Here is a 23,907-nt window from a genome sequence, read left to right as displayed (position 1 = left end):
GTGAATACCATGAACAATTATGCTCAACAACAGGAGTTTATTTTAAGTCAAATCACAAATAAATATTTTCAGCGCCGAGATTTCAGTGGATGCGACTTGAGTGGAATCGATCTGAAAGGAATTGATTTAAGTGGTATTAACTTAATTGGAGCGGATTTGCGGGGTGCAAATTTGTCTGGCTGTGTTCTAACTCGTGCTAATTTAAGTGGCGCAAATTTGATGCAAGCTAGCTTACGTGAAGCTAATTTGTATGAAGCATCTTTATGTGAAGCCAATTTGACTAATGCTGATTTAACAAGAGCAAATTTGTGCGGAACTTTCTTATGGCGAGTTAAATTTATAGGTAGTAATCTTTGGGGTGCTTCTTTATGTGATGTGGATTTGAGAGAAGCAGACTTAAGTGAAGCCAAATTAATTGAAGCATCGCTGATTGAAGCTAACTTAAGTTTTGCAAATCTCACACGAGCAAAGCTATGTGGAGCAAAATTATTAGAAGCTAATTTGACTGAGGCTAACTTAACTGGTGCAGACCTGACATGGACAAATTTAACTAAAGCAAACTTGAGTAAGGCAAACCTTTGGAAGACAAATTTAATTTATGCGAAGTTGCGAGATACAATTATGCCTGATGGCACAATTGAGCAACCTCAGATAGTTATTTTTTAGCTAGAAGTAGCCCTGTCAAAGTGAGATAATCTTGTGATTTCCTTTCATGCTCTGTATGGGGCTTTCCTTTTAGCTGTAACCACAATTTTTCTATATACTACTCTTGGGGCGATCGCACTTTCTATTAACCAACTGCGATCGCTTGGGTGAGTAAATAAAAGCTTAAGATTGCAGTACCCCTTGTTTCTACTTTTGTTAACTCAATTTTCAGATAATTAGGGCGATACTTTGCCATCGAAGCCGCATCTAAGACTGTTTCAAAGTTATCTAAAACTAATAGACATCGGTAAGTACGCAGATAATGGATCGGCAAATCGATGTCGGGTGTAGTTTCTTGCTGATTGGATAAAAATAAGGCTGTTTCCCGGCGGAGTGTACTGTAGCGATCGCCAAATCATATACTCAAACTGATCTTGAACTGATGTTGCTAATTTAGTGGCTAAAGTCGTTTTCCCAAAGCCGCCCATACTGAAGATTGTAACCAAGTGACAGCCATCTTGTAAAATCCATAACTTTAGCTGCGTTAGTTCTTGTGAGCATCCATAACTAGTAATTCAGGATATTTCAGCCCCTCTCCGCGTCGGAGAGGCGTTGGGGAGAGCTTCATCAAACTCACGTTAATTCAGTTAAAACTTGGTCAAAACTTGAGGTGCGGTACTTTATTTGCGTAATGCACCCTATTTTCGCTGTATGTTTCTTAGATACATCGAATTGCTCTTGTAAACTTATTGAGAATTAACTATGGAACCTATTTCTCTGATTATTGCTGCTTTAGGTGCTGGTGCGATCGCTGCTGCTAAAGATACCGCCACAACAGCCGTGAAAGATGCCTATCAGGGTTTAAAGGGTTTGATTAAAAAGAAGTTTGAAGGCGATGTTCTAGGACAAGCGATGGTAGATGCCAAACCCGAAGAAATTAAGCAAGCTGAAGGTTTATTAAAAGACAAAATTACCAAAGCTGGTGCCGATCGAGATGCAGCAATTATTCAAGCGGCTCAAGAGTTACTTAATCAAGTCAAAGAACAGCCCGGTGGACAGCAGATTATTACCCAAAATATCAGTAATGTCAAATATGCCGCTACTTCTGGTTCTGGTAATGCAAGTATTAGTAGCATCAATGAACAAGGCACATCGAAGGAGGACTGAGACTGTAACTTAATTAATCAGGGTAGATGTTATGTCTAAGCAAGGCGAGATCCAACAACGTGTTACAGAGAGTGAATACGCTGCTACCTCAGCGACGGGTAATGCAACTATCACTATTACCAACTATTACTATCGAGAAGAAGCAAAATTAGTCACTTCTGATTCTACCGATGCTGCTGATGAATCTCTTCCTTGCCCTTATCGCGGTTTGTTTCATTTTGGCCCCGATGATGCAGAGTTTTTCTTTGGACGCGAGGTATTTGTAGAAAAACTGTTCGCCGCCACTCAAAGCCGAAAGTTTATACCCGTGTTGGGTGCGTCGGGAAGCGGAAAATCTTCGGTGGTGTTGGCGGGATTAGTCCCTAAGTTACAAAAACAAGGTTATTGGAAGTTTACTCACTTCCGTCCTGGTTCAGAACCATTCCAAGCTCTGGCTGAGTCGCTGGTTCCCCTTTACGAGCCGGATAAAAATGCTACTGAGCAAATGTCTCAAGCTCGTCAGTTAGCTGAATACTTTGCCAATGGTTCTGTTCCTCTGCAAGATGTTTTCTCCAAAATTAAACGGAATTATCCCAATCATCGGGTGTTGTTGATTGTCGATCAATTTGAAGAACTTTATACTTTGTGTGCGGATCAGAAAGTTCGCCGTGGTTTCCTAGATACCTTATTAGCTTGCTTTCAATCTGACCCTGACAATAATACTGTGCTGGTTGGAACCATGCGGGCGGATTTCTTGGGGAATCTCCTCTCCTATCGTCCACTTGCAGATGTGTTGCAAAATGCTGACATCAAGCTGGCACCGATGAATCGTGATGAACTTTCACAGGTGATTGAAAAGCCTGCTGGAAAGTTGGGGATAACATTTCAAGATGGACTGGTGGAACGCATTTTGGATGATGTGGAAGATGAACCGGGGAATTTACCTCTTTTGGAGTTTGCGTTAACTGAGTTGTGGAAGCGGCGAACAGGTAAACAGTTAACTCATGCAGCTTATGAGGAAATTGGTGAGGTAAAAGGTGCCTTGGCTCGTCATGCAGATGAGAATTATGGTAAGTTGAGTGCCACTGAAAAAGAAAAGGTGCGGCGAATTTTTATTCAGTTGGTGCATCCGGGGGAAGGAACCGAGGATACGCGACGACTAGCGACGAAAGCCGAATTGGGTGAAGCCAGCTGGGAATTGGTGAAACAGTTGGCGGATAATCGATTAGTAGTCACTAGTCAAAATTCTGCTAACCAAGAGACAGTAGAAGTTGTCCATGAAGCGTTGATCCGTAATTGGGGTGAACTTCGACAATGGATGAATGCAGACCGTAGCTTCCGGGCTTGGCAAGACCGTTTGCGCTCCGCAATGTATCAATGGAAACAGACGCAACGAGATGAAGGGGCATTGTTGCGGGGTGCAGCGTTGGTGGAGGGAGAAGAAAAGCTAAAACAACGGCGAGAGGATATTGGCGAAGAGGAGAACGAGTTTATTCAAGCTAGTGTGGAATTGAGGGATAGGGAACAAAAGCAACGGGAACGCAGAAGACGACTGACTTTTTCTGGACTGGCAGGGGGTTTGGTGTTAGCTTTGGGTTTATCTGGACTAGCGGGTATAGGCTGGGGGAATGCCGAAATCAGTCAAATTAATGCCTTTGCCCAAAGTTCCGATGGGTTTTTGGGTTTAGATCAGCAAAAAGCTGTCGAATCAAGCGTAAAAGCTGCTGTAAAAATGCGAGGTCAATTATGGGGGGTAGATGCGAATACCCGCACTCAGGTAAAACTGGCATTATTAAAAACAATTCACAATGTTGTCGCACCTAACACCTTGGGAAGACACGCAGGCGAGGTTCGGGGCATCACCTTTAGCCGGGATGGCAAGATGCTTGCTTCTGCCAGTGCTGACAACACGGTGAAACTGTGGAATCCCATCACAGGCAAAGAAATCAAAACCTTAACTGGGCATACAGACTTGGTTAATGGTGTCAGTTTTAGCCCAGATGGCAAGATGCTTGCTTCTGCCAGTTACGACAAAACTGTGAAACTTTGGGATATCAGCACAGGCAAAGAAATCAAAACCCTTACTGGGCATACACGCTGGGTTAAAGGCATCACCTTTAGCCAGGATGGCAAGATGCTTGCTTCTGCCAGTGCTGACAACACGGTGAAACTGTGGGATACCAGCACTGGCACATTAATCAAAACCCTACCTGGGCATAGAGACTCGGTTAATGATGTCAGCTTTAGGCCAGATGGTAAGATGCTTGCTTCTGCCAGTGGTGACAAGACGGTGAAACTATGGGATACCAGCACAGGCACATTAATCAAAACCCTACCTGGGCATAAAAAGCGGGTTTTTCGCGTCAGCTTTAGCCAGGATGGCAAGATGCTTGCTTCTGCCAGTGAGGACGACACGGTGAAACTGTGGGATACCAACACAGGCACATTAATCAAAACCCTGACTGGGAAGTGGGATGTCATGGGCATCAGCTTTAGCCCGGATGGCAAGATGCTAGCTTCTGCCAGTGCTAACAACACGGTGCAACTGTGGGATACCATCACCGGCAAGGAAATCAATTCCCTTATTGGGCATACAGGCTTGGTTTGGGACGTTAGCTTTAGCCCGGATGGCAAGATGTTAGCAACAGCCAGTGGTGACGAGGACATGACGGTGAAACTGTGGAATCCCACCGGCAAGGAAATCAGAACCCTAACTGGGCATACAAAAGAGGTTCGGGATGTCAGCTTCAGTCCCAATAACAAGATATTAGCTTCTGCCAGTGCTGACAACACGGTAAAACTGTGGGATACTAGCACCGGCATATTAATCAGAAACCTAACTGGGCACAAAGGTTCGGTTAATGGTGTCAGCTTTAGCCAAGATGGCAAGATATTAGCAACAGCCAGTGCTGACAATAAGGTAAAACTGTGGAATACCAGCACCGGTGAGGAAATCAGAACCCTTATTGGGCATAAAGGTTCGGTTAATGGTGTCAGCTTTAGCCCGGATGGCAAGCTAGCAACAGGCAGTGATGACACCACGGTGAAACTGTGGGATACCAGCACTGGCACATTAATCAAAACCTTTACTGAGCATACAGGCCCGGTTAATGGAATCAGCTTCAGCCAGGATGGCAAGATGTTAGCTTCTGCCAGCGGTGACACCACGGTGAAACTGTGGGATACCAGCACCGGCACATTAATCAAAACCCTTACTGGGCATACAGGCCCGGTTAATGGAATCAGCTTCAGCCAGGATGGCAAGATGCTAGCTTCTGCCAGCGGTGACACCACGGTGAAACTGTGGGATACCAGCACCGGCACATTAATCAAAACCCTTACTGGGCATACAAGTACGGTACTGGACGTCAGCTTTAGTCCCGATGGGATGCTAGCTTCTGCCAGTATTGACAGAAGGGTGAAACTGTGGGATACCAGCACCGGGACATTAATCAAAACCCTTACTGGGCATATAAACTCGGTTAATGGAATCAGCTTTAGCCAGGATGGCAAGATGCTAGCTTCTGCCAGTGCTGACAACACGGTGAGACTGTGGAGGCTGGATTTTGATTATTTACTCCAGAAAGGGTGCAGTTTTATGCGCGAGTATTATAAAGTTAATCCCCCTAATAATGAGAGTGACAAGCACCTGTGTGATGGTGTTGGTAATTCGTAATACCGCTACGCAGAAGCAACCTACGTAAGTCCTATTCGTATTAAAAAACCATATCAAATAACACCGTAAAAAAAATCCTCATCCTCTCCACTAAGGTTAAAGGGGAAGGGTTAAAGGTTCTTTCTTTCCCTTTTCCCTTTAACCGACAAGTATTGACCTACGCCTAACGCTCTTTTATTACTCCAAAAAAATAAAATATTCGTAGGTTGGGTTGAACGAAGTGAAACCCAACAAAATCAGAGATTGTTGGTGTTGGGTTTCGTTCCTCAACCCAACCTACGCCTAAGTTCATCAAAGTCCTTAAAAATAAGGGTGGATGATTTTTATCCCACGAGAGTCATAAAAGATTGCTAATCCATATTATCCAAACTTGATATTACCCATGCGGGAACCGTTATAAGTAATGCTTAAGCCGTAGTTAATACAACTTAAACAGTACTTATTAATGGTGAAGCTGTAGTTACAGACGCTCATTATATGATAAGTAAACTTGAAGCTATAGTTAACACAACTTTTTCTGTAGTTATGAATGCTCAAGCTGTAGTTAACACAGCTTCTTCTGTAGTTATGAATGCTCAAGCTGTAGTTAACACAGCTTCTTCTGTGGTTATAAATGCTCAAGCTGTAGTTAGCACAGCTTCTTCTGTAGTTATGAATGCTCAAGCTGTAATTAAGATTAGATGAACGCTTTAGATAAATTAAGAAAATTTACCGGTAGTTATCTCATAAAAAGTATAATTATTTTTGTGGATTTTGCTGAACCAGAATGTATTTTTAGTAAGACATAGTAACTGTATAAATGTTACGAGTAACTAAATTTATGTCTTTGAGAAAACGTACATCCCGCGTTCTAGAAAATGCTGAGTTAAGATTTGCTGGACTCAAAGCAATTGATGCTAATCTGGATCTTGGAGAGACTTGTAATTTAAAAACACTGACAGAAATAATTGAGCAATTACGCAGCAAGTTAGAAGCTCATAATACTGCTCTCAGCACGATTGACTCTTCCAAAGTAGAAATTGAAGAATTAGAACAAACCTTGGGTACTTTCTCCGAAAAAATGCTCATGGGAATCGGCTTTAAATACGGCAAAGATAGCCGCGAATATGAGATGGCTGGTGGAGTTCGCAAAAGTGAACGTATCCGTAAAAGCAGAGCGACTCGCTTAAAAACTATTGCACAAAAAGCATCTAGCCAAGGCACTCAATCCTTGTAGATGTGTAAGCAATACAGTTCGGATAAGGAGGGAGCAGGGGAGCAGGGGAGCAGGGGAGCAGGGGAGCAGGGGAGGCAGAGGAGCAGGGGAGGCAGAGGGGAGAATAATAATTTCTGACAAATGACAAATGACCAATGACAAATGACCAATGACCAATGCCCAATGCTTAAAATTCCCGTTTTGAAAAGATAAAAATAGCGATCGCTAACAACATGGCACTATAAAGTAAGCCATAACTAGCATTCATAATCAGTGAAGTGTTGTCAGGTAGTGCTTGCAGACCATAAACGGCATCATTTTTTAAATCTAATCGAGATAAATCTGGTAAGAAAAGAAACAAAGCTTGAGTTAGACGTTCCATACCAGGGTTACGGCTAAGACGACCAAGTTGTACTAAATCTTGAGTAATATTTCCGATTAAATATACTGCAAAGGTTAAAATAGTCGCAAGCAGAGAAGCAGTAAAAACACCGAAGGTAATAGCCACAGCAGTAATTAATGATAACTGCAAAAATAAGAAAATTGCAGCAATTAGAATGCTTGCTGTAGGATGAGGAATATTACCAATTTGCAGAAATACCAGATAAATTGCTGTCATCGTGGCCACAAGCACAGCTAGGACTGCGGATAAACCCAAGTATTTGCCGACGATAATTTCGCTGCGACTAACAGGTTTAGCAATTAATACTAAAATAGTGCGTTTTTCAATTTCTTTATTAATTAGTCCGGTACCAATAAATATCGTAATAATTAACCCGATGGCATTCATCGCTGTCATTCCAAAGTCTAAAAACATTTTATCTTCAGCCGTAGCTGCAAATTCAGGAAGGACGCGGAAGGCAGTGGCGAGTACTAGTGCATAAAAACCAATAATATATAGGATGCGATCGCGTACCACTTCCTGAAACACATTCTTTGCTAATACAAAAATTCTGTTAATAGTCATTTGTCATTTGTCATTGGTCATTTGTCATTTGTCATTGGGAGGAGACAGCAAAGGAGAGACCTGTTCAATAATTCACCCTTATCTCCCCTGCCCCTCTGCTCCTCTGCCCCTCTGCCCTTCTGCCCCACTCCTCACTGCTGTGGAGGCGGTGAACCAGAAATTAATTTACTGGCGCGATCGCATTCAATTTCTGCAACTGTAATCTTATTCTCTGAATTAGTAGCTGTTGCAACTGGTTCAATGCGACAAGATTTTTTTAAGTAATAGCCCCGTGGGTTAGAACTCGGGCCTATCCAAATACTTAATAAATCTAATATATATCCAGACTTAGTATTAGCTACACGTGGTTCAATGCGCCATAGTTCCTTCTCTTCATATTTACTCAGGTTCTTTTTAATGATTTCCCTACCCAGATTTCCTACCCGCTGTTTCGCATCTAGCAACCATTTCTCTACTTCTGACCAAGGTCTTTCAGCTATTTGCTCTACTACTATTGGTTCAAGTCTCTGGAGAATTACAACGCCATTTTGGGGAATTTTTACTGACGCTTCTGTTCTGACAATAAAGGTACTATGTTTGAAAGTATCTGCTTGCAAACTTGGATATTGTCGTAACCAATTATCCGTTACAAAGTGAAACTGAATCCAGCAACTTAGCAGCATACTACTAGCAACTAAAATTATGATTCTTTGGCGGTCTTGTGGCTTAGGAATTCGAGCTTTTGCGTCGGTGTCATTTCCTTCTATAAACTCTGGTATTGCGGTAATTAATGCTGAAATTGTTGGCCAAAAAACGATTGTTCTTGGTGTAATTACATCTCGTTGATCTCCAAATGCAAAAACACTCACTAAGAATCCAGTGATTACTGCCCCGACTGGCATAAAAGTCCCAGGAACCCTCAAAGGATCTTCAGTTGTATACCAAGCTGTACCAGCAATTAAAAATAACCAACCGAAAAAGGCAATTATATCTTTGATATAACCTGTGGCAAAATATGAGAGTACCCAAGAGAAAACACTCATGTAAATAAATGTCTGCCAAGAATAAGCTTTGGGTGGAACTAATAATTTTCTAATTCCTGCATAAAGCCCTTCAGCAAATTTAAAAACCCCAAAAACATCTTTTAATAGCGTATTCATATTCCTCCGTACACCTGCTAAATCAATATTTTTCCTCTGAATTAAACAAGTAATTTCTTGTTATTTTGAACGAAATAATAAAATAATGGTTATTGCAGTATAGCTTAGAGAATTTGCTATTAGTATAGTAGTAACTAAATTAGTATTTTGGAAATTAAGGGTTGTAAAACGACGCCGTTGCAAGCGTTGAGATGTTTTAGGTTCCTCTTCCTTTTTCGCAAATGATTCATTTAATGAGAATAACAAAACCCTTAAAATGAAAAACTTCATTAAAAACGTAGTAAAAAAAATTATACAAGCAGTTAAAATAATTAAAGGTTGGGTGTTCGGCGATTTAAAATTATTAAAAAACATATAGTTAATTAATTCTGATTTCACCTGTATTGGCAACATTGGTTCTGAGACAAAAAATATGAACCAACCAATTACACTCGAAAACAGATTAATAGAAATTGCATAAAAAGTACTGGTTTTTTTGTCAAATTTTAGTCGAGAATGCAAAACATAAGCTTCGATGGGGATGGCAATCAGTACAAATAAAAAGTCAAACAGAAATCCACCAATGGGAAAAATCCTGGGAAGCATCCAATTGTCAGGCATAAATGGTTACGGGTAAGGGTGAACTGTAGTGAGTATAACTGGGATAGTAAGGGTGATGGGGGAAATTATCCCATTGTTCTTGTCCTTTACTATGCGAGTGTGCCAGTATTCCTCTATTAGACTTCTTCCAGAAGTGGGGAAAAGGGGAAGGGGTAAAGGGTAAAGGGTAAAGGGTAAAGGTATGGAATTATCCCTTCCCCTTTAACCTTTCCCCAACCGGAAAGCAAAAGTTACTTTTGCAAGATGTCTATTGATATTGTTAATAGATCGAACTGACCCTTGTACAGACACGTTAGAGAGGAAGTTTCTCTATCTGAGAGTACAAGAGGTTAGGTAAGATTAAAGACTGCCATAGTTATAGCTTTTCGAGAAATGACAAGGAACGGTATTGGGATTCGGACGGCGCAAGTGCGTCAAGAACGGCTTATTGGTCAAATTCACGTCTACGATGGTCTGGGTAAAGGTAAATCCCAAGCGGCTTTAGGGGTGGTTTTGCGCTCCATTGGCTTGGGAATAAATACACCAAGCAATTCTAATCGTGTTTTACTGCTGCGATTTTTAAAAGGGCCAGAACGTGATTATGACGAAGATGGCGCGATCGCAGCTTTGCAACGCGGGTTTCCCCATTTAATTGACCAGGTTCGCACCGGGAGAGCGGAATTTTTTGGCCCAGAGGAAATTACCACCTTTGATCGAGATGAAGCAATGCGGGGTTGGGATGTGGCCAAAGGTGCGATCGCTAGTGGTTTATATTCAGTTGTCGTTTTGGATGAAATTAACCCAGTTCTGGATTTAGGTTTGCTACCAGTGGATGAAGTGGTAAAGACATTAAAATCCAAACCCCAAGAGTTGGAAATCATTGCCACTGGACGCGCCGCACCCCAAAAATTGCTCGATATTGCAGATTTGCACTCAGAAATGAAACCTCATCACCACCCAACAGCCAAAGCCCTCTTCCTGGAAGGGATTGAAATTTATACTGGTGCTGGTAAAGGTAAGTCTACTAGTGCTTTGGGCAAAGCTTTGCAGGCAATTGGTAGGGGAATTAATCATCCAGGGTCTACCCGTGTATTGATTATGCAGTGGCTTAAAGGTGGTAGCGGCTATACAGAAGATGCAGCGATCGCTGCTTTGCAGCAGTCATATCCAGAAGTGGTGGATCATCAGCGTTGCGGTGGAGATGCGATCGTCTGGCGAAATTCCCGGCAAGAATTAGATTATGTAGAAGCCGAACGAGGTTGGGAAATTGCCAAAGTTGCGATCGCCTCTGGATTATATAAAACTATTATTCTCGATGAACTTAATCCCACCGTTGACTTAGAACTACTCCCTGTTGAACCCATTGTTCAAGCTTTACTCCGCAAACCCCGCGACACCGAAATTATTATCACTGGCCGTTGCCAAAATCCACCAGCATACTTCGACTTGGCCAGCGTCCACTCAGAGGTTTATTGCCACAAACACTATGCTAATCAAGGTGTAGAACTTAAACGAGGTGTAGATTTTTAAATGGGGAACTTGTACTGAGCGACTTGCCCTGACTTGTAATGAGCGTAGTCGTTCGCGCAGCGTCTCCGACAGGAGAAGGGCGTAGTCGTTGGCGCAGCCTCTCGTAGAGAAGGGAGCCGAAGTATGGGGCATTGGGCAGATAACTGAATGTTGGCACATTAGCGGTAATTTGTACTTTCGGGTAGTAGAATATTTCGCACAAAGCGATCGCGTCCTGCTGCCTTTGCTTGATACAACGCCCGATCCGCTGTGGCAATCATTTCTTCTAAGTCAGAATCTGGCTGAGGAATTTCTGTCGTAAACCCAACACTAATAGTTACATGAGAACTAACTTGGGAATTTTGATGGGGAATTGCTAGTGCTCGGACAGCATGACAAATTTGTTCGGCAACATGAGTCGCTCCCTTAGTGTCTGTGTTAGGTAAAATCACAGCAAATTCTTCCCCACCATAACGGGCAACTAAATCTCCGGGACGTTTAATAATATCTTTAATAGCTTGGGCAATTTTCTGAAGACAGCGATCGCCTACCCGATGACCATAGGTATCATTATATAATTTGAAGAAATCAACGTCGCAAAGAATCAGAGAAAGCGGACGTTGCTCGCGTTTTAGGCGCTGCCACTCTTGGGAAAAATACTCTTCAAAGCGTCGGCGATTAGCTACTTGAGTTAATCCATCGATAGTAACTAATCGCTGCAATTCCAGATTCATGGCTTCCAGTTTTTGCTGCAACTGAGATTGCTGAATCAAGCGCTTTACCCGTTGTCGCAAAACTGGCCAGTGAATTGGTTTGGTAACAAAATCCATTGCTCCCACTGCAAATGCACGGTCAACTGACTCTTGATCTTCAAGTCCTGTAATCATTAAAACTGGAGTGTGCTTGTTACAACCCAGAAGTTCCAACTGAGTGCAACACTCGAATCCATCCATATCCGGCATTATGGCATCAAGGAGCACTATATCAGGGTGCAGTTGGTTAAAAATATTTATTGCCTCTATGCCATTTTGAGCTTCCGCTATTTGATAGCCTTCCCGCTCTAAGAAATGCCGCAATATCAGGCGAATAAAAGGTTCATCATCAACAATTAAAACTAAAGATTGGCTTTCTTGAGCAGTGGCTTTCATGGTGCTTCCTTCGCAAGTTCTTTTTCTAAAGCAGTTTTAACTTGTTCATATTCTTGATACAGTAGTGAAAGTAATTCTAAATTGTTTTCTAAGTTACCGCTGCGTGCCTGTGCTTCTAACACCTTGCAAAGCTGCGACAAGGCGATCGCTCCAATAGAAGCACTGCTGGACTTGAGTTTGTGTGCTGTCTGCCATATAGTCTGGATATCCTGCGTTGCGATCGCTGTGCTGATATGTTGCACCAGTCTAGCTGTCTCTGTAAGATAACACTCAATGAGTTCAGCAAATGCTACACGATCTCCTCTGAGCATAAGCTGCAAGGATTGGAGGATTTTGGCATCAATTTTGGCACTTTTTAATATCTGGTTTTGCCATGACTGTAAGAGATTTGCCGAAGGTTGCAATTCTAGGTGTATCACTTCCTCTTGTTGTTTGATGGAAGTGAATTCAGAATTTCTTTGGGGTGGACATTTGCTGAGTGCCTGAGCTAACTCTTGCAGTTGAATGGGTTTGCTAATGTAATCATCCATACCAGCGGCAAGACAAAGTTGGCGATCGCCCCGCATAGCATTGGCAGTTATGGCGATGATATGGGGACGAAAACCCACCCCCCATTCTTGACAGATTCTCCGAGTTGCTTCTAACCCATCCATTTTGGGCATCTGAATATCCATCAACACTACATCGAATCGCTGTTTTTGCAGAGCTGCGATCGCTTCTAGCCCATTGCTGACGACATCTGCGCCATAACCTATTTTCTGTAGCATCAGTAGGGCAACTTTCTGATTAACAATCGTGTCTTCCGCCAGAAGAATTCGCAGTGGCAGTCGATGGCCCAAATCCCGATCTACCAAAGGAAAATGAGAAATACTGGCTAGGATCGGCTGATTTCCCAAAACACGAGTCATAACATCATAGAGTTGAGAGTGTTTGATAGGTTTACTCAAAGCAGCAGCAAACTGGACATCATTAAAGTCAGAAGAAGTTTCTACTTTCGCTAAAGAGGTCATAATCACCAAAGGCAGATTTTGATAACCAGATTGCTTGCGGATTTGACGAGCTAGGGTTATGCCATCCATTTCCGGCATCCGCATATCTAAAACAGCAATATCAAACTGTGTTCCCTGAGCAAGTTTAACTAAAGCTTCTTTACCAGATTTGGCAGCATAAGTTTCCATCTTCCAAGACTCTGCTTGCAAGCTGAGAATTTGGAGATTGGTTAGATTGTCATCTACAATCAATAGTCGCTTGGAGGCAAGCGGCGGCGAAGTGCTTGATTCAGCTTGTTCTGACTGAGCAGCTACTTTGGTAATAATGGTGAAGTAAAATGTTGAACCTGGTGAATAGTCAGGAAATGTTGAAGAAGGTAGGAGGCAGGATAGCGAAGCGTTAGCGAGTCCAAGAGCATCGGACATTCCTTCTGCTCTCTCCCAAGGGGAGACGCTAAAAGCGATCTGCCCTCTGCCTCCTGCCTTCTTTGAGAATAATTTTCCATTATTCCATCTAGGGCTAGGATTGCCACCAACAAACCCCTGGCTTTCTACCCAAAGAGTGCCGCCCATCATCTTACTGAGCCGCTTACTAATCGCCAATCCCAGCCCTGTGCCACCATATCGTCGAGTCATGGAGACATCAGCCTGAGTGAAGGGTTGAAATAATCGCTCTATTTTCTCTGGTGCGATGCCAATACCTGTATCTTTGATCGCAAATTGAATTTCGTAGAGAACTTGATCTTTTTCAACAGGTATCGGGGACTGGGGAGCGGGGGAGCAGGGAAGCAGGGGAGCAGGGGAGCAGGGGTGCGGAGGAGAAGTTGCAGTAAGTCTTTCCCCTCTGCCCCTCTGCCCCTCGGTCACTGAGCGTAGCCGAAGTGCTGCCCCTCTGCCTCTTGTGCCCAGTCCTCGATCGCTAATCCCCAGTTCAACAAAGAGTAATACTTCTCCGGCTTCCGTAAACTTAATAGCATTGTTGAGAAGATTCATCAAGACTTGGCGCAGACGAGTCAAATCACCAACGAGCTGAATGGGAACTTGAGGCTGGATTAGATAAACTAGTTCGATATCCTTTTGGGCAGCTTTCGGAGCTAAAAAGGAAATAGCCTCCTCCACACAAGCTCTCAAATCAAAAGGCTGTTCTTCTAATTCCAGTTTTCCCGACTCAATTTTGGAGAAATCTAAAATATCGTTGATGATTGTGAGTAAAGTATCTCCGCTACTGTGAACTATTTCCACAAAGTTTTGCTGTTGAGGTGTGAGATTGGTATCCAGCAGTAGACCTGTCATAGCAATAACAGCATTCATTGGAGTCCGAATTTCATGGCTCATCATCGCCAAAAACTCACTTTTTGCCCGATTTGCGGCTTCTGCTTGGCGTTTTGCCTGTTCCAAAGCAAAGTTTTTCAAGGTCAGTTCTTCACGTTGGCGCGTTTCTTGTTCCAGTAAGTTAGCTTGTGCTAGAGCAATACCTAATTGAGCCGCCACAGCTTCGAGTAATTCGATTTCGTCTTGTGTCCATTGGCGAAAATAGTTGCACTGATGTAAGCCGATCGCACCATTGGGTTCTCCTTGATAGGAAGTACGGATTGACAGCATAGATTTCAGCCCAATTTCTCGGCAGATAGGCTGAACCATTTGCAGTAAAGGCTCAACGTAGACATTTGGAGAAGCGATCGCACTTTCTTGGGTCATCATCTGCTCGGCATGAGGATTGTTAGTCATAGGAACTTCCAATTTCAATACAGAGCAGTAACCAGGGAATGTATTATATTCTGCTACTAGGGGAATTTGCGGTGTGGGGTTACTAATGTAAGAGTGGATCAAACAGCGATCGACTCCAAATGCTTGTCCAATTTGGGTAGCAGCCGTCTTAAAAATTTTGCTGGTGTCAAGACTTTGACGAATTTCCTGAGTAATTTGTTCAAGTAGGAGAGTGCGATGCAATTGCCGTTGCAGTGCCTCTTTAGCTCGTTTGTTTTCGGTAATGTCGTGATTGATGCCGACAGTCGCAACAGTTTCCCCTTGTTCATTCTGTAGAGCAACTACGGTTGTTTCGCAAATTCCCTCACTACCATCTTTGCGAATAAAGTGTATTTCCCCTGACCAGCGTCCTTGCTCGTTGACTGTTGACAAAATTTTGGCGCTTAATGTTGCGGCTACTTCCGGCTGATGCAAAATACTGGGATATTGAGTTAAAATCTCGGCTTTGGTATAGCCAAACATACTTTCGGCAGCAGGATTCCAGTCAATAATACTTCCGGTTAAATCTGTGATAATTACGCCATCATGCATATTTTCAAAGGTGAGGGCTTGCCGACGCAGATTGGCTTCGGCTTGCTTGCGTAAGCAAAGCTTGTCGTAGAAATCGCTAATATCTCTCTGAATGCCAATGAAGTGGCTTAACTCACCATTGTCGTCATGAATCGGAGAAATACTCAATTCATTCCAAAACAAAGTACCATCTTTGCGATAGTTGCGAAGAACAACTTTGCAACTTGTTCCAGTTTTAATAGATGAGCGCAATTCATTAAGTGCTGGTTGCTGGGTATCTGTGCGTTGCAAAAATCGACAGTTTTGCCCAATTACATCAGTAGCACTGTAGCCTGTTATTTGCTCAAAGGCAGGGTTGACGTAAATAACTGGATTGTAGGGGAGTTTAGCATCAGCAATAATAATTCCATTACTGGTAGCAGCAAGTGCCCTTTCCCTCAGTCTCAAGGTTTCTTCAACCAGCTTCAAACCAGTAATGTCAAACATAAACCCCCTCAGCCCGATCGCAGTTCCAGCTTCCTCAACGACACTAACAATGTCTCGCAGCCAAACAACTCGCCCATCAGCAGCTAACATCCGGTATTCCAGTTGGTGATTTTCGCACCTAGCAGTTGCTTCTTGACAAAAACGAACAGAATTTTTTTTGTCATCTGGATGCAGATGATTAACCCAAAAATTTTCCTCGTACCACTCTGCGATCGGATAATTTAGCAAATCTACCGCTTGTGGTCCTACGTAAATAAATCGCCAAGTTTTCAAGTCCAATTCCCAAGGGATGACTTTGACAGTTTCCAGTAGCTGTCGCAAACGATTTTCACTGGCGATCAGGGCAATTTCTAACTGTTTCTGTTCAAAAATCCTATGATTTAGCTCCTGATTGATTGCTGTTATTTGTTGGTTTCTTGCATTCATTGCCAAAGCAAAATAGATTGATAATGTCAACGTGACAACAACTAATAACCCTGCAATCAATTCTACTTGTGTTAATAACCCCGGATTTTGGATTAAAAGTCTCTGCCAGAGTAGGAATACAGAGATTGAGAAGAAAAGCCCCAGCAACAGCGCGAGTAATTCTCGTTGACGGAAGAATATCACAACCTTGAACCAGTCATATCGGTGCTGTTTTACCACTTATTAACTCTCTAGCACTTTCAGGACTTATTGCACTAACTTTTACTTTTAAATAATCTAAAATATCAGTAGCAAGGGGGCAATTACGGAATTTATTTTTAGCTAACGTATTAATATGTTTATATATTGCCAGAAAAACTTAATCATTTATGATTATAATTACACTTCTTTTAATACCAATTTTTGATGAAGACCCATAGAAATAACCCTACCGCCTGTGGGGGAGGTTTGCCCAAGTCAAAATAATGTGCAACTTCACCAAGAATTAGTATGAGAAGTGCAACTTTTCTGTAGTACAGTGTGGCGGAAGTTTGCTTACCTTTAACAAGTTGCTCAAAACAACTTGTCTGGTTTATTGAGATGGAAGAAGGTACTACAAATCAAAAGATCCCCAACTGTTTGAAGGAAGTTGGGGATCTAAGCCTCTCGTTGGAGAGCAAATTAAATATAGTGGTTCACGCAAATTTTAAGTAGACTACGCCCACGATCGCAACAAAAGGGTAATGGAAATTCAAAACCAATACAGTCCAGATAAACCCAAAACCAGATTGTAGAGACGCGATTTATCGCGTCTTGGTTTATCGCGTCTTGAAGACCAATTATCTACACCAATAACCTTTAACCCAAGCCTATTGGATGAAAAACAAGGGTTAATGCCATTCGCTTGTACTTTAAATTACAGCTTCTTGGCGTTGACAATCAAAAACAACCATGTAGGAAGCATTTGGTATTTCTTGAGGAAGGTGTCGCATATAGCCATCAGCATCAGAACGGCTGCGAAAACGAGCAACAATCTCCCGTTGCGTATTCGGAAGTAGACGAGCGATCGCCCAAGAATTGAGACGTTCTTTATACGCAATAGTCTGATTGTCTGATTGAGAAGTTTTGTTATCCGTATTTTCTGGCATAATTATGTTAACCGTATGAAGTTTAATGAAGGGCGTTAATTAGTTTCTAGGTAGGAATGCACTAACGCTTTTTTTAATGCTGCTGCCACCTTGTTATTCGATTATTAATAAATTGTCAACACTGAGCGCTATATTTTAGACCAATTAAGTTGGAATTTTCAGGTGGCAATGAATCTCAAAGCCTTAACTTGCAATTGTTTCCAGGACACAACAATGTTCAAGCAGAAAGTTTGGCAATTATTGGGGTTGCATGATTTATATGCATACACATAAGTAAAGTCCGCATCAGTGGTAAAACAAGCATTAATGTCTGAAAACATACTATTTATAAACTGAAGAGAAAATGAATAATAACGTACCTAGAATTAATCAGCACGTACACAGTCTTAATGTTTCTATAGTGTGATTAGTAAAGCTACATTGCAGACATTTACATTTTTTATAGTTAGTTGAGAATAATTAAATTTTCAGAGTTTATTTAAATATTCAAAAATGAATTTTTCTTTAGCTTTTGAGTAGAGCTTTAGGGACAGAACATAGTGTAATTGTTGAAATTAAAAAATCTTGACTAATTGTCACAAAATAGTTAAAATCTTCTCGACTAAATTATAATTATCGATAATGAAAACACCATTTGTAACATCAATAATTCAAAAAGTAGCAGAGGAAATAGGAGCAGTAGTTTTAGTAGACCCAGAATGCAGCTTTATGGGACTGATTACATTTAAAAATGGCAATAAAACCTTTTTTCGTAGTGCCAGGTTTAGTATTAATCCTTCTGGTTCAGTAGCAATCGCTAAAGACAAAGGAGTTTCAAACTTTTTTCTAAATAAATTTGGCTATAAAGTTACTGAAGGAAAAACATTTTTTAGTTACGGATTATGCGAAGAAATAGCTAATCCTAGAAATATAGATGCAGGATTTTATTATGCTAAGGGGTTGGGATTTCCTGTAATTCTCAAGCCGATTAATCTTAGTCAAGGAATGTTTGTTACTAAGGTTCACAATAAACAAGAATATTATCAAGTAGCTAAGAAAATCTTGCAAAAAATCTCAGGATTTATTGTTGAGAGATTTTATAGTGGCAATGATTATAGAATCGTAGTACTTGATGATGAAGTAATTTCGGCATATCAAAGAATTCCCTTATTTATCATCGGAGATGGTCAATCTACTGTTTTGCAACTTATGCAACAGAAGCAGGAAACTTTTATCAAAAATAGTAGAAAAGAAATTATCGATTTTGAAGATTACAGAATCAAAAAAAACTTACAAAGACGGAAGCTAAGTTTTAGTAATGTTATACCTAAGAATAATATAGTCTATCTTTTAGATAATGCTAATTTATCAACTGGAGGTGAGGCAATAGACTTCACTGACAAGATCCATCCTGATTTTAAAAAATTAGCAGTAAATATTACAAAAGATATGGAGTTAAGATTATCAGGTGTGGATATTCTTGCTAGTGATATAACCTCACCAATGGTAGATTATACAATTATTGAAGTAAATGGCGCTCCTAGCTTAACTCACTATGCATCATTTGGTGAAGTTCAGACGAAAAGAGTCGAAAATTTATATCTCCAAGTTCTCAAAGTACTTGAAAATGAAAATAACAGAGTCAATTATTGATTTCGACTGGGAGCATTCCATTTTTGCAAAAACATTAGATAGCAAGTTGACCATTGAGGTAGGCACAGCGAAGTTGTAGTATGGACGGCACATTGGCAGGATTCTACTGAGCACCAGAAAGTTTCAACCTCAGACCGATTTGTTTAATAGCAGACTCCACAGATCCAGAACCAATAGAGCAAATCTGTTCCGCCTGATAGTAGGCGTAATTGATAATCCGACTTCGATGCTTGTTCAAATATGCACAAAAATTCTCGGCTTGTTTTTTCGCTAAATCAACAAACAAAGCGATCCTTGCATCTACCTCACCAATCCAGAGTAAGTTTTCTGCAAGCTTTAGTCGCTTGAGAGAACCACCAACTTTGTAGAGGTTTTCCCGCAAATGATACCAATCGGGGATCTCCAGTCGGGTTGAGGAACTGCCAATTTCAGTAAATAATTTCCAAACACCATCATGCCCATCCCCCAAGCACACTAATGGGGTGACTAGCCTCTGTATCTTTACCAATCCAAAAGGGATTGGCGATTGTGAAAAAAACCGCCATAATAAATTCCGCCTAAGCGTACCGCTTTATAATCACGCCACTGACATTCTTGTCCTTTTACTGTTCGCAACCGCACCTTACCCCCGTCCAAACTCACTTCAGAAACCGCTTGCAATGCCAATGATTGTGGCAGATCCTGTCTGTTCACCAGTCGGTGTAATGTACTATGTCCGACTTTCACTCCCGTTAATACTTCTAGTTCCAACTCGGCATTTTGGTAGGACTCATTGGCACATAGTCTGAAGCTACATTTCTCAAATACTGGACTCAGGTGACTTCTTGGCTCCAGTCCCAATTTTTGCGCTTGCTTTTGCGCGATCTGCAACTCCTCTACACAACTTTTGATTTGTCTGGGTCGTCCTTTATTTGTGCCTGTAGTTTGTTTGATAAAAAAAAAGGCGATTTCGGGACTGACGTACTCCAGCATCTGCGTTGTTTACCGCCGTAGGCATCGCACTGTTTTTTCGATTCCTTCCAAAGTCTCTAACTCGGATGGTGATGTATTTTTATACAGGATTGCCGCGATTTCTTTTACTGCTGCTTGTAACCGTTCTTTTTCTTCGGGGGTCATGCCTATGGTTTAAGTAAGTATTGTGTTCTCCCCATACTACACTCATGAATCAGTATTTCTGCAAAAATGGGATGCTCCCAGAACAAGAAGCCTCTTTGAATTATACTGAGCTTTTTAACGCAATCAAATATGAGTTCTTTATGTAATTTTTACACTACGGATAAATCCCGGCATCTCTAAATAAAAATACTTACCAGTTTTCTATTTTTCATAATTGAAGTTAGACCGCTCTATACCCAAAATTAATTATCAATTGATTTTGTAATTGTTCAACACTCTTAACAAGAGTAAGAGATAGAGATTAACTGAATAAATAGAAAAACGGCCCGACCTAGAACAAGTATCAAAGGAGGCAATAGAAGCCTTGCTAGTAGAGCTATGAAAGGAAATACAGAAACTAAAAACCGCAGAGTAAACTACAAGTAATCAAGACTCTCCACTAACCAAGACTAGTTGAGCAATTACAAATAAACAAGGGAATACTGAAAATAGATAGTCTATTTTATTTATAATTTATGACAGCGAATAGTTATGAAGCGTCGAAGCACTTAGACCTGCAAGAGTGTCAAAAACAGCTACAGCTAACGGTTCAATATCAAAAAATATTGGCGAGGATTCTGGCTAAGATTCGCGCATCTGTAAACATCGAATCCCTCTGTTCGACTTCTTGTCAAGATATTTGTCGGCAATTGAAGATTGAGCGAGTTGCAATCTATCGCTTTAACACTGACTGGAGCGGTAGTTTTCTCAATCGTTTTGGCTTTGCAGAACATCCTTGGGATGCATTGACCGCATTTGGACAGGATTTGGTGTGGGAAGATTCGCATTTGCAAGAAACTCAGGGAGGGCGATATCGCAAAAATGAGCCGTTTGCTGTAGCTGACATTTACGATGCCGGGCACGCTCGTTGTCATATTGAAGTATTAGAACAGTTTCAAATTCGGGCGTATGCGATCGCACCGATTTTTATTGGTGCAAAATTGTGGGGAATGCTGGCAGCTTATCAACACTCTGCTCCTCGGCAATGGTATCCTCACGAAGTCGAATTCTTTGCCCAAGCTGCCAGCCATCTCGGTTTAGCAATGCAGCAGGCAGAAAATTTAGAACAGACTAAACAACGCACAGCAGAACTGCAAGATGCGATCGCGCGGCAACGTGCTTTGACGGAAGTAGTAGGAAATATTCGCTCGTCTGTAAATACCAAAATTATTTTAGACACTGCCTGTCAAGAACTCTGTAAACTCCTGAAGTTAGAGCGGGCAGCAATTTACCGCTTCAATGAAGACTGGAGCGGCGAATTTGTCAGCCAATTCGGGATGGTAGAAGCACAGTGGAATAGAATCCATCCTTTTGGTAAAAATCTCGTTTGGGAAGATACCTACCTCCAAGAGACGAAAGGTGGACGCTACCGCAATAACGAAAGTTTTGTTGTCAACGATATCTATCAAGCCGGACACTCGCGTTGTCACATCGATATTTTGGAGCAATTCAAGATTCGGGCATATACCTTAGCGCCCATCTTCATCGGCCCAAAACTGTGGGGACTGATAGCAGCATATCAACACTCCGGGCCGCGTCAATGGGCAAATTACGAAGTGGAGTTCCTCGGACAGGTAGGGGCACAATTAGGAGTAGCAATTCAGCAAGCCGAGAATTTGGCTCAGTCGAAACAACAGGCTTCTGCCCTACAAGATGCGATCGCTCGGCAACGAGCATTAACTGAAGTAGTCGGTAAAATTCGCTCCTCCCTCAATATTGATTTAATCCTAAAAACCACTTGCCAAGAAGTATGTAAACTGCTGCGAGTTGAGCGGGTTGGCGTTTATCGCTTCAATGAAGACTGGAGTGGCGAATTCGTCAGTAATTTCGGCATGGTTGAGGCACAGTGGGATAGCATCAATCCCTTTGGCAAAAATCTCGTTTGGGAAGATACCCACCTCCAAGAGACCAAAGGCGGACGCTATCGCAACAACGAAAATTTTGCTGTAGAGGATATTTACCAAGCTGGACACTCACGCTGTCACCTCGATATTTTGGAGCAGTTCAAGATTCGCGCCTATGCGCTAATCCCAATTTTTGTAGGACGGAATCTCTGGGGATTGCTGGCTGCCTATCAACATTCCGCACCTCGCCAGTGGGATAGTGTGGAAGTGGAATTTTTGGGACAGGTTGCTAGCCAACTGGGTGTAGCACTGCAAAGTTCTCAAATGGTGACTCAAATTCAAACTCGCGCTGATGAACTGCAACAATCGGCTGAACAGCGCCGGATTTTATTTGATTTGGTTGTCAAAATTCGGGAATCTTTGGATTTGGACACGATCCTTAAGACTACAGTACAGGAAGTGCGGCGATCGCTAAATACAGATCGAGTTGGCATCTTCCGTTTCGATCCGAATGTCGGTTTTTGCAGCGGTGAATTTATTGCTGAAGATGTCTTACCCAAGTTTGATTCTGCCCTCGCCGTGAAGGTGCAAGACTATTGCTTCGGCGATCAATACGCACCCCAATATCGTCAAGGGCAAGTGCAAGTAATATCTGATGTCAACAGCGTTGGCTCGAAAGTACCTCATCTGGATGTAATTGAGCGATTCCAAGTCAAAGCACAGATTATTGTGCCATTGATGGAAGGGGATGAACTGTGGGGGTTGTTGTGCATTCACCAATGCACCCATACACGTCATTGGGAAGAAGCGGAATTGGAATTTGTCACCCAAGTGGCGGCTCAACTCAGTGTAGCGCTGCGTCAAGCCAACTTGTTTCAACAATCCAGTTTGTTGGGTCAAACTCGTGAAGAAGCGAATCAACTCGCCCAGGCACTGAATGAACTGCGTACTGCCCAAATGCAAATTATCCACGCTGAAAAAATGGCCAGTTTGGGGCAACTGGTGGCGGGAGTTGCTCATGAAATTAATAACCCGATTAATTTCATCCACGGCAACTTGGAACACGCCCACCAATACACACAAGAATTGCTTCGCTACGTGCAGCTTTATTGGCATCATTATCCTGATGCCGCACCAGAAATCCAAGAGTTCTTCAAAAAAGCCGAAATAGCGTATTTGGTCGAGGATTTACCTCAATTATTCCAGTCCATGCAGGTAGGCACTGAACGCATTCGGGAAATTGTCACCTCTTTGCGGAACTTCTCGCGCCTAGACGAAGCTGACTTCAAACCAGCAAATATTCACGAAGGCATCGACAGTACATTAATGATTTTGCAAAACCGTTTGAAGCCCTCAGCCGATAGCCTCACCATCTATGTGAGTAAAGATTATGGCACTTTACCTCTAATAGAATGCTATCCCGGTCAATTGAATCAGGTATTTATGAATTTGCTGTCCAATGCCATTGATGCTCTAGAAGAACGAACCACGCAGGAATCTTCTGAAGCACTGGCAAAAAATCCCAGCAAAATCAAAATTTCCACCTCCCTGCTCAATAAAGATTGGATTGTCATTCGCATCGCCGACAACGGATTCGGCATAGATGAAAAAGTCCTCTCTCGACTGTTCGATCCATTTTTTACTACCAAGGTTGTCGGTAAAGGCACGGGACTGGGACTGTCTATCAGCTATCAGATAGTCACAGAAAAACATAATGGAAAGATATACTGCCAATCTGAACTTGGCAAAGGTACAGAGTTTGTGATTGAGTTGCCGATTCGTCAGGTAACAACTAAAAAAACCAGTAGCTAAGGTTAAGGACTTAGACCAAGTATAAGCAAAGAGGTAAAGTGATGATTTTTACCAATTAGACTGAAAAATTATCACTTTTTTACTCAGCACTCACTACTGTTTTGGTAACAGTGCTATTACATAATTGTTTTACCTTTTCTGTTACCCAATCAACA

At 42.0% G+C, this 23,907-nt stretch carries 16 protein-coding genes and 1 pseudogene; 8 read left to right on the top strand and 9 right to left on the bottom strand.

The genetic code is table 11. The features are described from left to right. Nucleotides 1-9: 9 nt before the first annotated feature. On the top strand, nt 10-666 hold the full coding sequence (locus V7K53_RS16730) for a pentapeptide repeat-containing protein (protein ID WP_335198615.1): 657 nt from the start codon (nt 10-12) through the stop codon (nt 664-666). Nucleotides 667-790: 124 nt separating this feature from the next. Here the strand turns inward: V7K53_RS16730 and V7K53_RS16725 are convergent, their stop codons facing one another. Together V7K53_RS16725 and V7K53_RS16720 are read right to left on the bottom strand one after the other, a co-directional pair. Further along, nucleotides 791-979, bottom strand: a complete 189-nt coding sequence (locus V7K53_RS16725) for a hypothetical protein (RefSeq protein WP_335198657.1) — start codon at nt 977-979, stop codon at nt 791-793. After that, nucleotides 930-1,151, bottom strand: coding sequence for a hypothetical protein (locus tag V7K53_RS16720; RefSeq protein ID WP_335198614.1), 222 nt, complete (start codon nt 1,149-1,151; stop codon nt 930-932). Before V7K53_RS16720 ends, V7K53_RS16725 begins: the two co-directional genes overlap by 50 nt. Nucleotides 1,152-1,407: 256 nt before the next feature. Between V7K53_RS16720 and V7K53_RS16715 the strand changes: the two genes are divergently transcribed. The 4 genes from V7K53_RS16715 (at nt 1,408) to V7K53_RS16700 (ending at nt 6,683) form a co-directional block, all read left to right on the top strand. Next, the gene (locus V7K53_RS16715; RefSeq protein WP_335198613.1) at nt 1,408-1,812 is read left to right on the top strand and encodes a hypothetical protein; all 405 of its coding nucleotides are present in this window, start codon (nt 1,408-1,410) and stop codon (nt 1,810-1,812) included. Between the two features lie 31 nt (nt 1,813-1,843). Further along, nucleotides 1,844-5,467 carry an nSTAND1 domain-containing NTPase gene (locus V7K53_RS16710; RefSeq protein ID WP_335198612.1) on the top strand — a complete coding sequence of 1,208 codons (3,624 nt, stop codon included), beginning with the start codon at nt 1,844-1,846 and terminating at the stop codon, nt 5,465-5,467. Between the two features lie 477 nt (nt 5,468-5,944). Next, a complete protein-coding gene (locus tag V7K53_RS16705) occupies nt 5,945-6,151 on the top strand; it encodes a hypothetical protein (RefSeq protein ID WP_335198611.1) in 207 nt (68 codons plus the stop codon). Between the two features lie 136 nt (nt 6,152-6,287). After that, complete coding sequence (locus V7K53_RS16700) at nt 6,288-6,683, top strand: hypothetical protein (protein WP_335198610.1); 396 nt, start codon at nt 6,288-6,290, stop codon at nt 6,681-6,683. A 166-nt stretch (nt 6,684-6,849) separates the two neighbouring features. Here the strand turns inward: V7K53_RS16700 and V7K53_RS16695 are convergent, their stop codons facing one another. From V7K53_RS16695 to fraC, 3 genes are all read right to left on the bottom strand, one after another. Then, complete coding sequence (locus V7K53_RS16695; protein WP_335198609.1) at nt 6,850-7,629, bottom strand: ABC transporter permease; 780 nt, start codon at nt 7,627-7,629, stop codon at nt 6,850-6,852. A gap of 131 nt (nt 7,630-7,760) precedes the next feature. Further along, entirely contained in the window at nt 7,761-8,768 is a 1,008-nt protein-coding gene (gene fraD, locus V7K53_RS16690; protein ID WP_335198608.1) for a septal junction protein FraD, read from the bottom strand. 60 nt (nt 8,769-8,828) lie between these two features. After that, complete coding sequence (gene fraC / locus V7K53_RS16685) at nt 8,829-9,368, bottom strand: filament integrity protein FraC (RefSeq protein WP_335198607.1); 540 nt, start codon at nt 9,366-9,368, stop codon at nt 8,829-8,831. A gap of 372 nt (nt 9,369-9,740) precedes the next feature. Here fraC and V7K53_RS16680 point away from each other — a divergent pair, with 372 nt between their 5' ends. Next, nucleotides 9,741-10,877, top strand: a complete 1,137-nt coding sequence (locus V7K53_RS16680; protein WP_069068662.1) for a cob(I)yrinic acid a,c-diamide adenosyltransferase — start codon at nt 9,741-9,743, stop codon at nt 10,875-10,877. Nucleotides 10,878-11,035: 158 nt separating this feature from the next. Here V7K53_RS16680 and V7K53_RS16675 read toward each other — a convergent pair whose 3' ends face one another. From V7K53_RS16675 to V7K53_RS16665, 3 genes are all read right to left on the bottom strand, one after another. Then, nucleotides 11,036-12,004 carry a PleD family two-component system response regulator gene (locus V7K53_RS16675; protein ID WP_335198606.1) on the bottom strand — a complete coding sequence of 323 codons (969 nt, stop codon included), beginning with the start codon at nt 12,002-12,004 and terminating at the stop codon, nt 11,036-11,038. After that, nucleotides 12,001-16,401: a PAS domain-containing hybrid sensor histidine kinase/response regulator gene (locus tag V7K53_RS16670; protein WP_335198605.1), complete on the bottom strand. Its 4,401-nt coding sequence runs from the start codon at nt 16,399-16,401 to the stop codon at nt 12,001-12,003. Before V7K53_RS16670 ends, V7K53_RS16675 begins: the two co-directional genes overlap by 4 nt. Nucleotides 16,402-17,072: 671 nt before the next feature. Continuing rightward, nucleotides 17,073-17,309: a hypothetical protein gene (locus V7K53_RS16665; RefSeq protein WP_094351436.1), complete on the bottom strand. Its 237-nt coding sequence runs from the start codon at nt 17,307-17,309 to the stop codon at nt 17,073-17,075. A gap of 621 nt (nt 17,310-17,930) precedes the next feature. On the opposite strand from V7K53_RS16665, the gene V7K53_RS16660 reads away from it, so the two are divergent. Further along, a complete protein-coding gene (locus tag V7K53_RS16660; RefSeq protein ID WP_335198604.1) occupies nt 17,931-18,941 on the top strand; it encodes a cyanophycin synthetase in 1,011 nt (336 codons plus the stop codon). A 34-nt stretch (nt 18,942-18,975) separates the two neighbouring features. Here V7K53_RS16660 and V7K53_RS16655 read toward each other — a convergent pair. Further along, nucleotides 18,976-20,057, bottom strand: a pseudogene (locus tag V7K53_RS16655) (ISKra4 family transposase). A gap of 515 nt (nt 20,058-20,572) precedes the next feature. On the opposite strand from V7K53_RS16655, the gene V7K53_RS16650 reads away from it, so the two are divergent. Continuing rightward, nucleotides 20,573-23,752, top strand: a complete 3,180-nt coding sequence (locus V7K53_RS16650; protein ID WP_335198603.1) for a GAF domain-containing sensor histidine kinase — start codon at nt 20,573-20,575, stop codon at nt 23,750-23,752. Nucleotides 23,753-23,907 lie beyond the last annotated feature (155 nt).

The organism is Nostoc sp., from assembly GCF_036917355.1.
In the GTDB taxonomy this organism is placed as follows: domain Bacteria; phylum Cyanobacteriota; class Cyanobacteriia; order Cyanobacteriales; family Nostocaceae; genus Nostoc.
The sequence above is the reverse complement of the archived record's forward strand: the minus strand, read 5'-3'. Positions and strand labels throughout refer to the sequence as shown.

Bases quoted from the DNA above. Each gene is read 5' to 3' on its own strand.
- V7K53_RS16730 (WP_335198615.1), top strand. From the start codon at position 10: ATGAACAATTATGCTCAACAACAGGAGTTTATTTTAAGTCAAATCACA.
- V7K53_RS16715 (WP_335198613.1), top strand. From the start codon at position 1,408: ATGGAACCTATTTCTCTGATTATTGCTGCTTTAGGTGCTGGTGCGATC.
- V7K53_RS16710 (WP_335198612.1), top strand. From the start codon at position 1,844: ATGTCTAAGCAAGGCGAGATCCAACAACGTGTTACAGAGAGTGAATAC.
- V7K53_RS16705 (WP_335198611.1), top strand. From the start codon at position 5,945: ATGATAAGTAAACTTGAAGCTATAGTTAACACAACTTTTTCTGTAGTT.
- V7K53_RS16700 (WP_335198610.1), top strand. From the start codon at position 6,288: ATGTCTTTGAGAAAACGTACATCCCGCGTTCTAGAAAATGCTGAGTTA.
- V7K53_RS16695 (WP_335198609.1), bottom strand. From the start codon at position 7,629: ATGACTATTAACAGAATTTTTGTATTAGCAAAGAATGTGTTTCAGGAA.
- fraD (WP_335198608.1), bottom strand. From the start codon at position 8,768: ATGAATACGCTATTAAAAGATGTTTTTGGGGTTTTTAAATTTGCTGAA.
- fraC (WP_335198607.1), bottom strand. From the start codon at position 9,368: ATGCCTGACAATTGGATGCTTCCCAGGATTTTTCCCATTGGTGGATTT.
- V7K53_RS16680 (WP_069068662.1), top strand. From the start codon at position 9,741: ATGACAAGGAACGGTATTGGGATTCGGACGGCGCAAGTGCGTCAAGAA.
- V7K53_RS16675 (WP_335198606.1), bottom strand. From the start codon at position 12,004: ATGAAAGCCACTGCTCAAGAAAGCCAATCTTTAGTTTTAATTGTTGAT.
- V7K53_RS16665 (WP_094351436.1), bottom strand. From the start codon at position 17,309: ATGCCAGAAAATACGGATAACAAAACTTCTCAATCAGACAATCAGACT.
- V7K53_RS16660 (WP_335198604.1), top strand. From the start codon at position 17,931: ATGAAAACACCATTTGTAACATCAATAATTCAAAAAGTAGCAGAGGAA.
- V7K53_RS16650 (WP_335198603.1), top strand. From the start codon at position 20,573: ATGACAGCGAATAGTTATGAAGCGTCGAAGCACTTAGACCTGCAAGAG.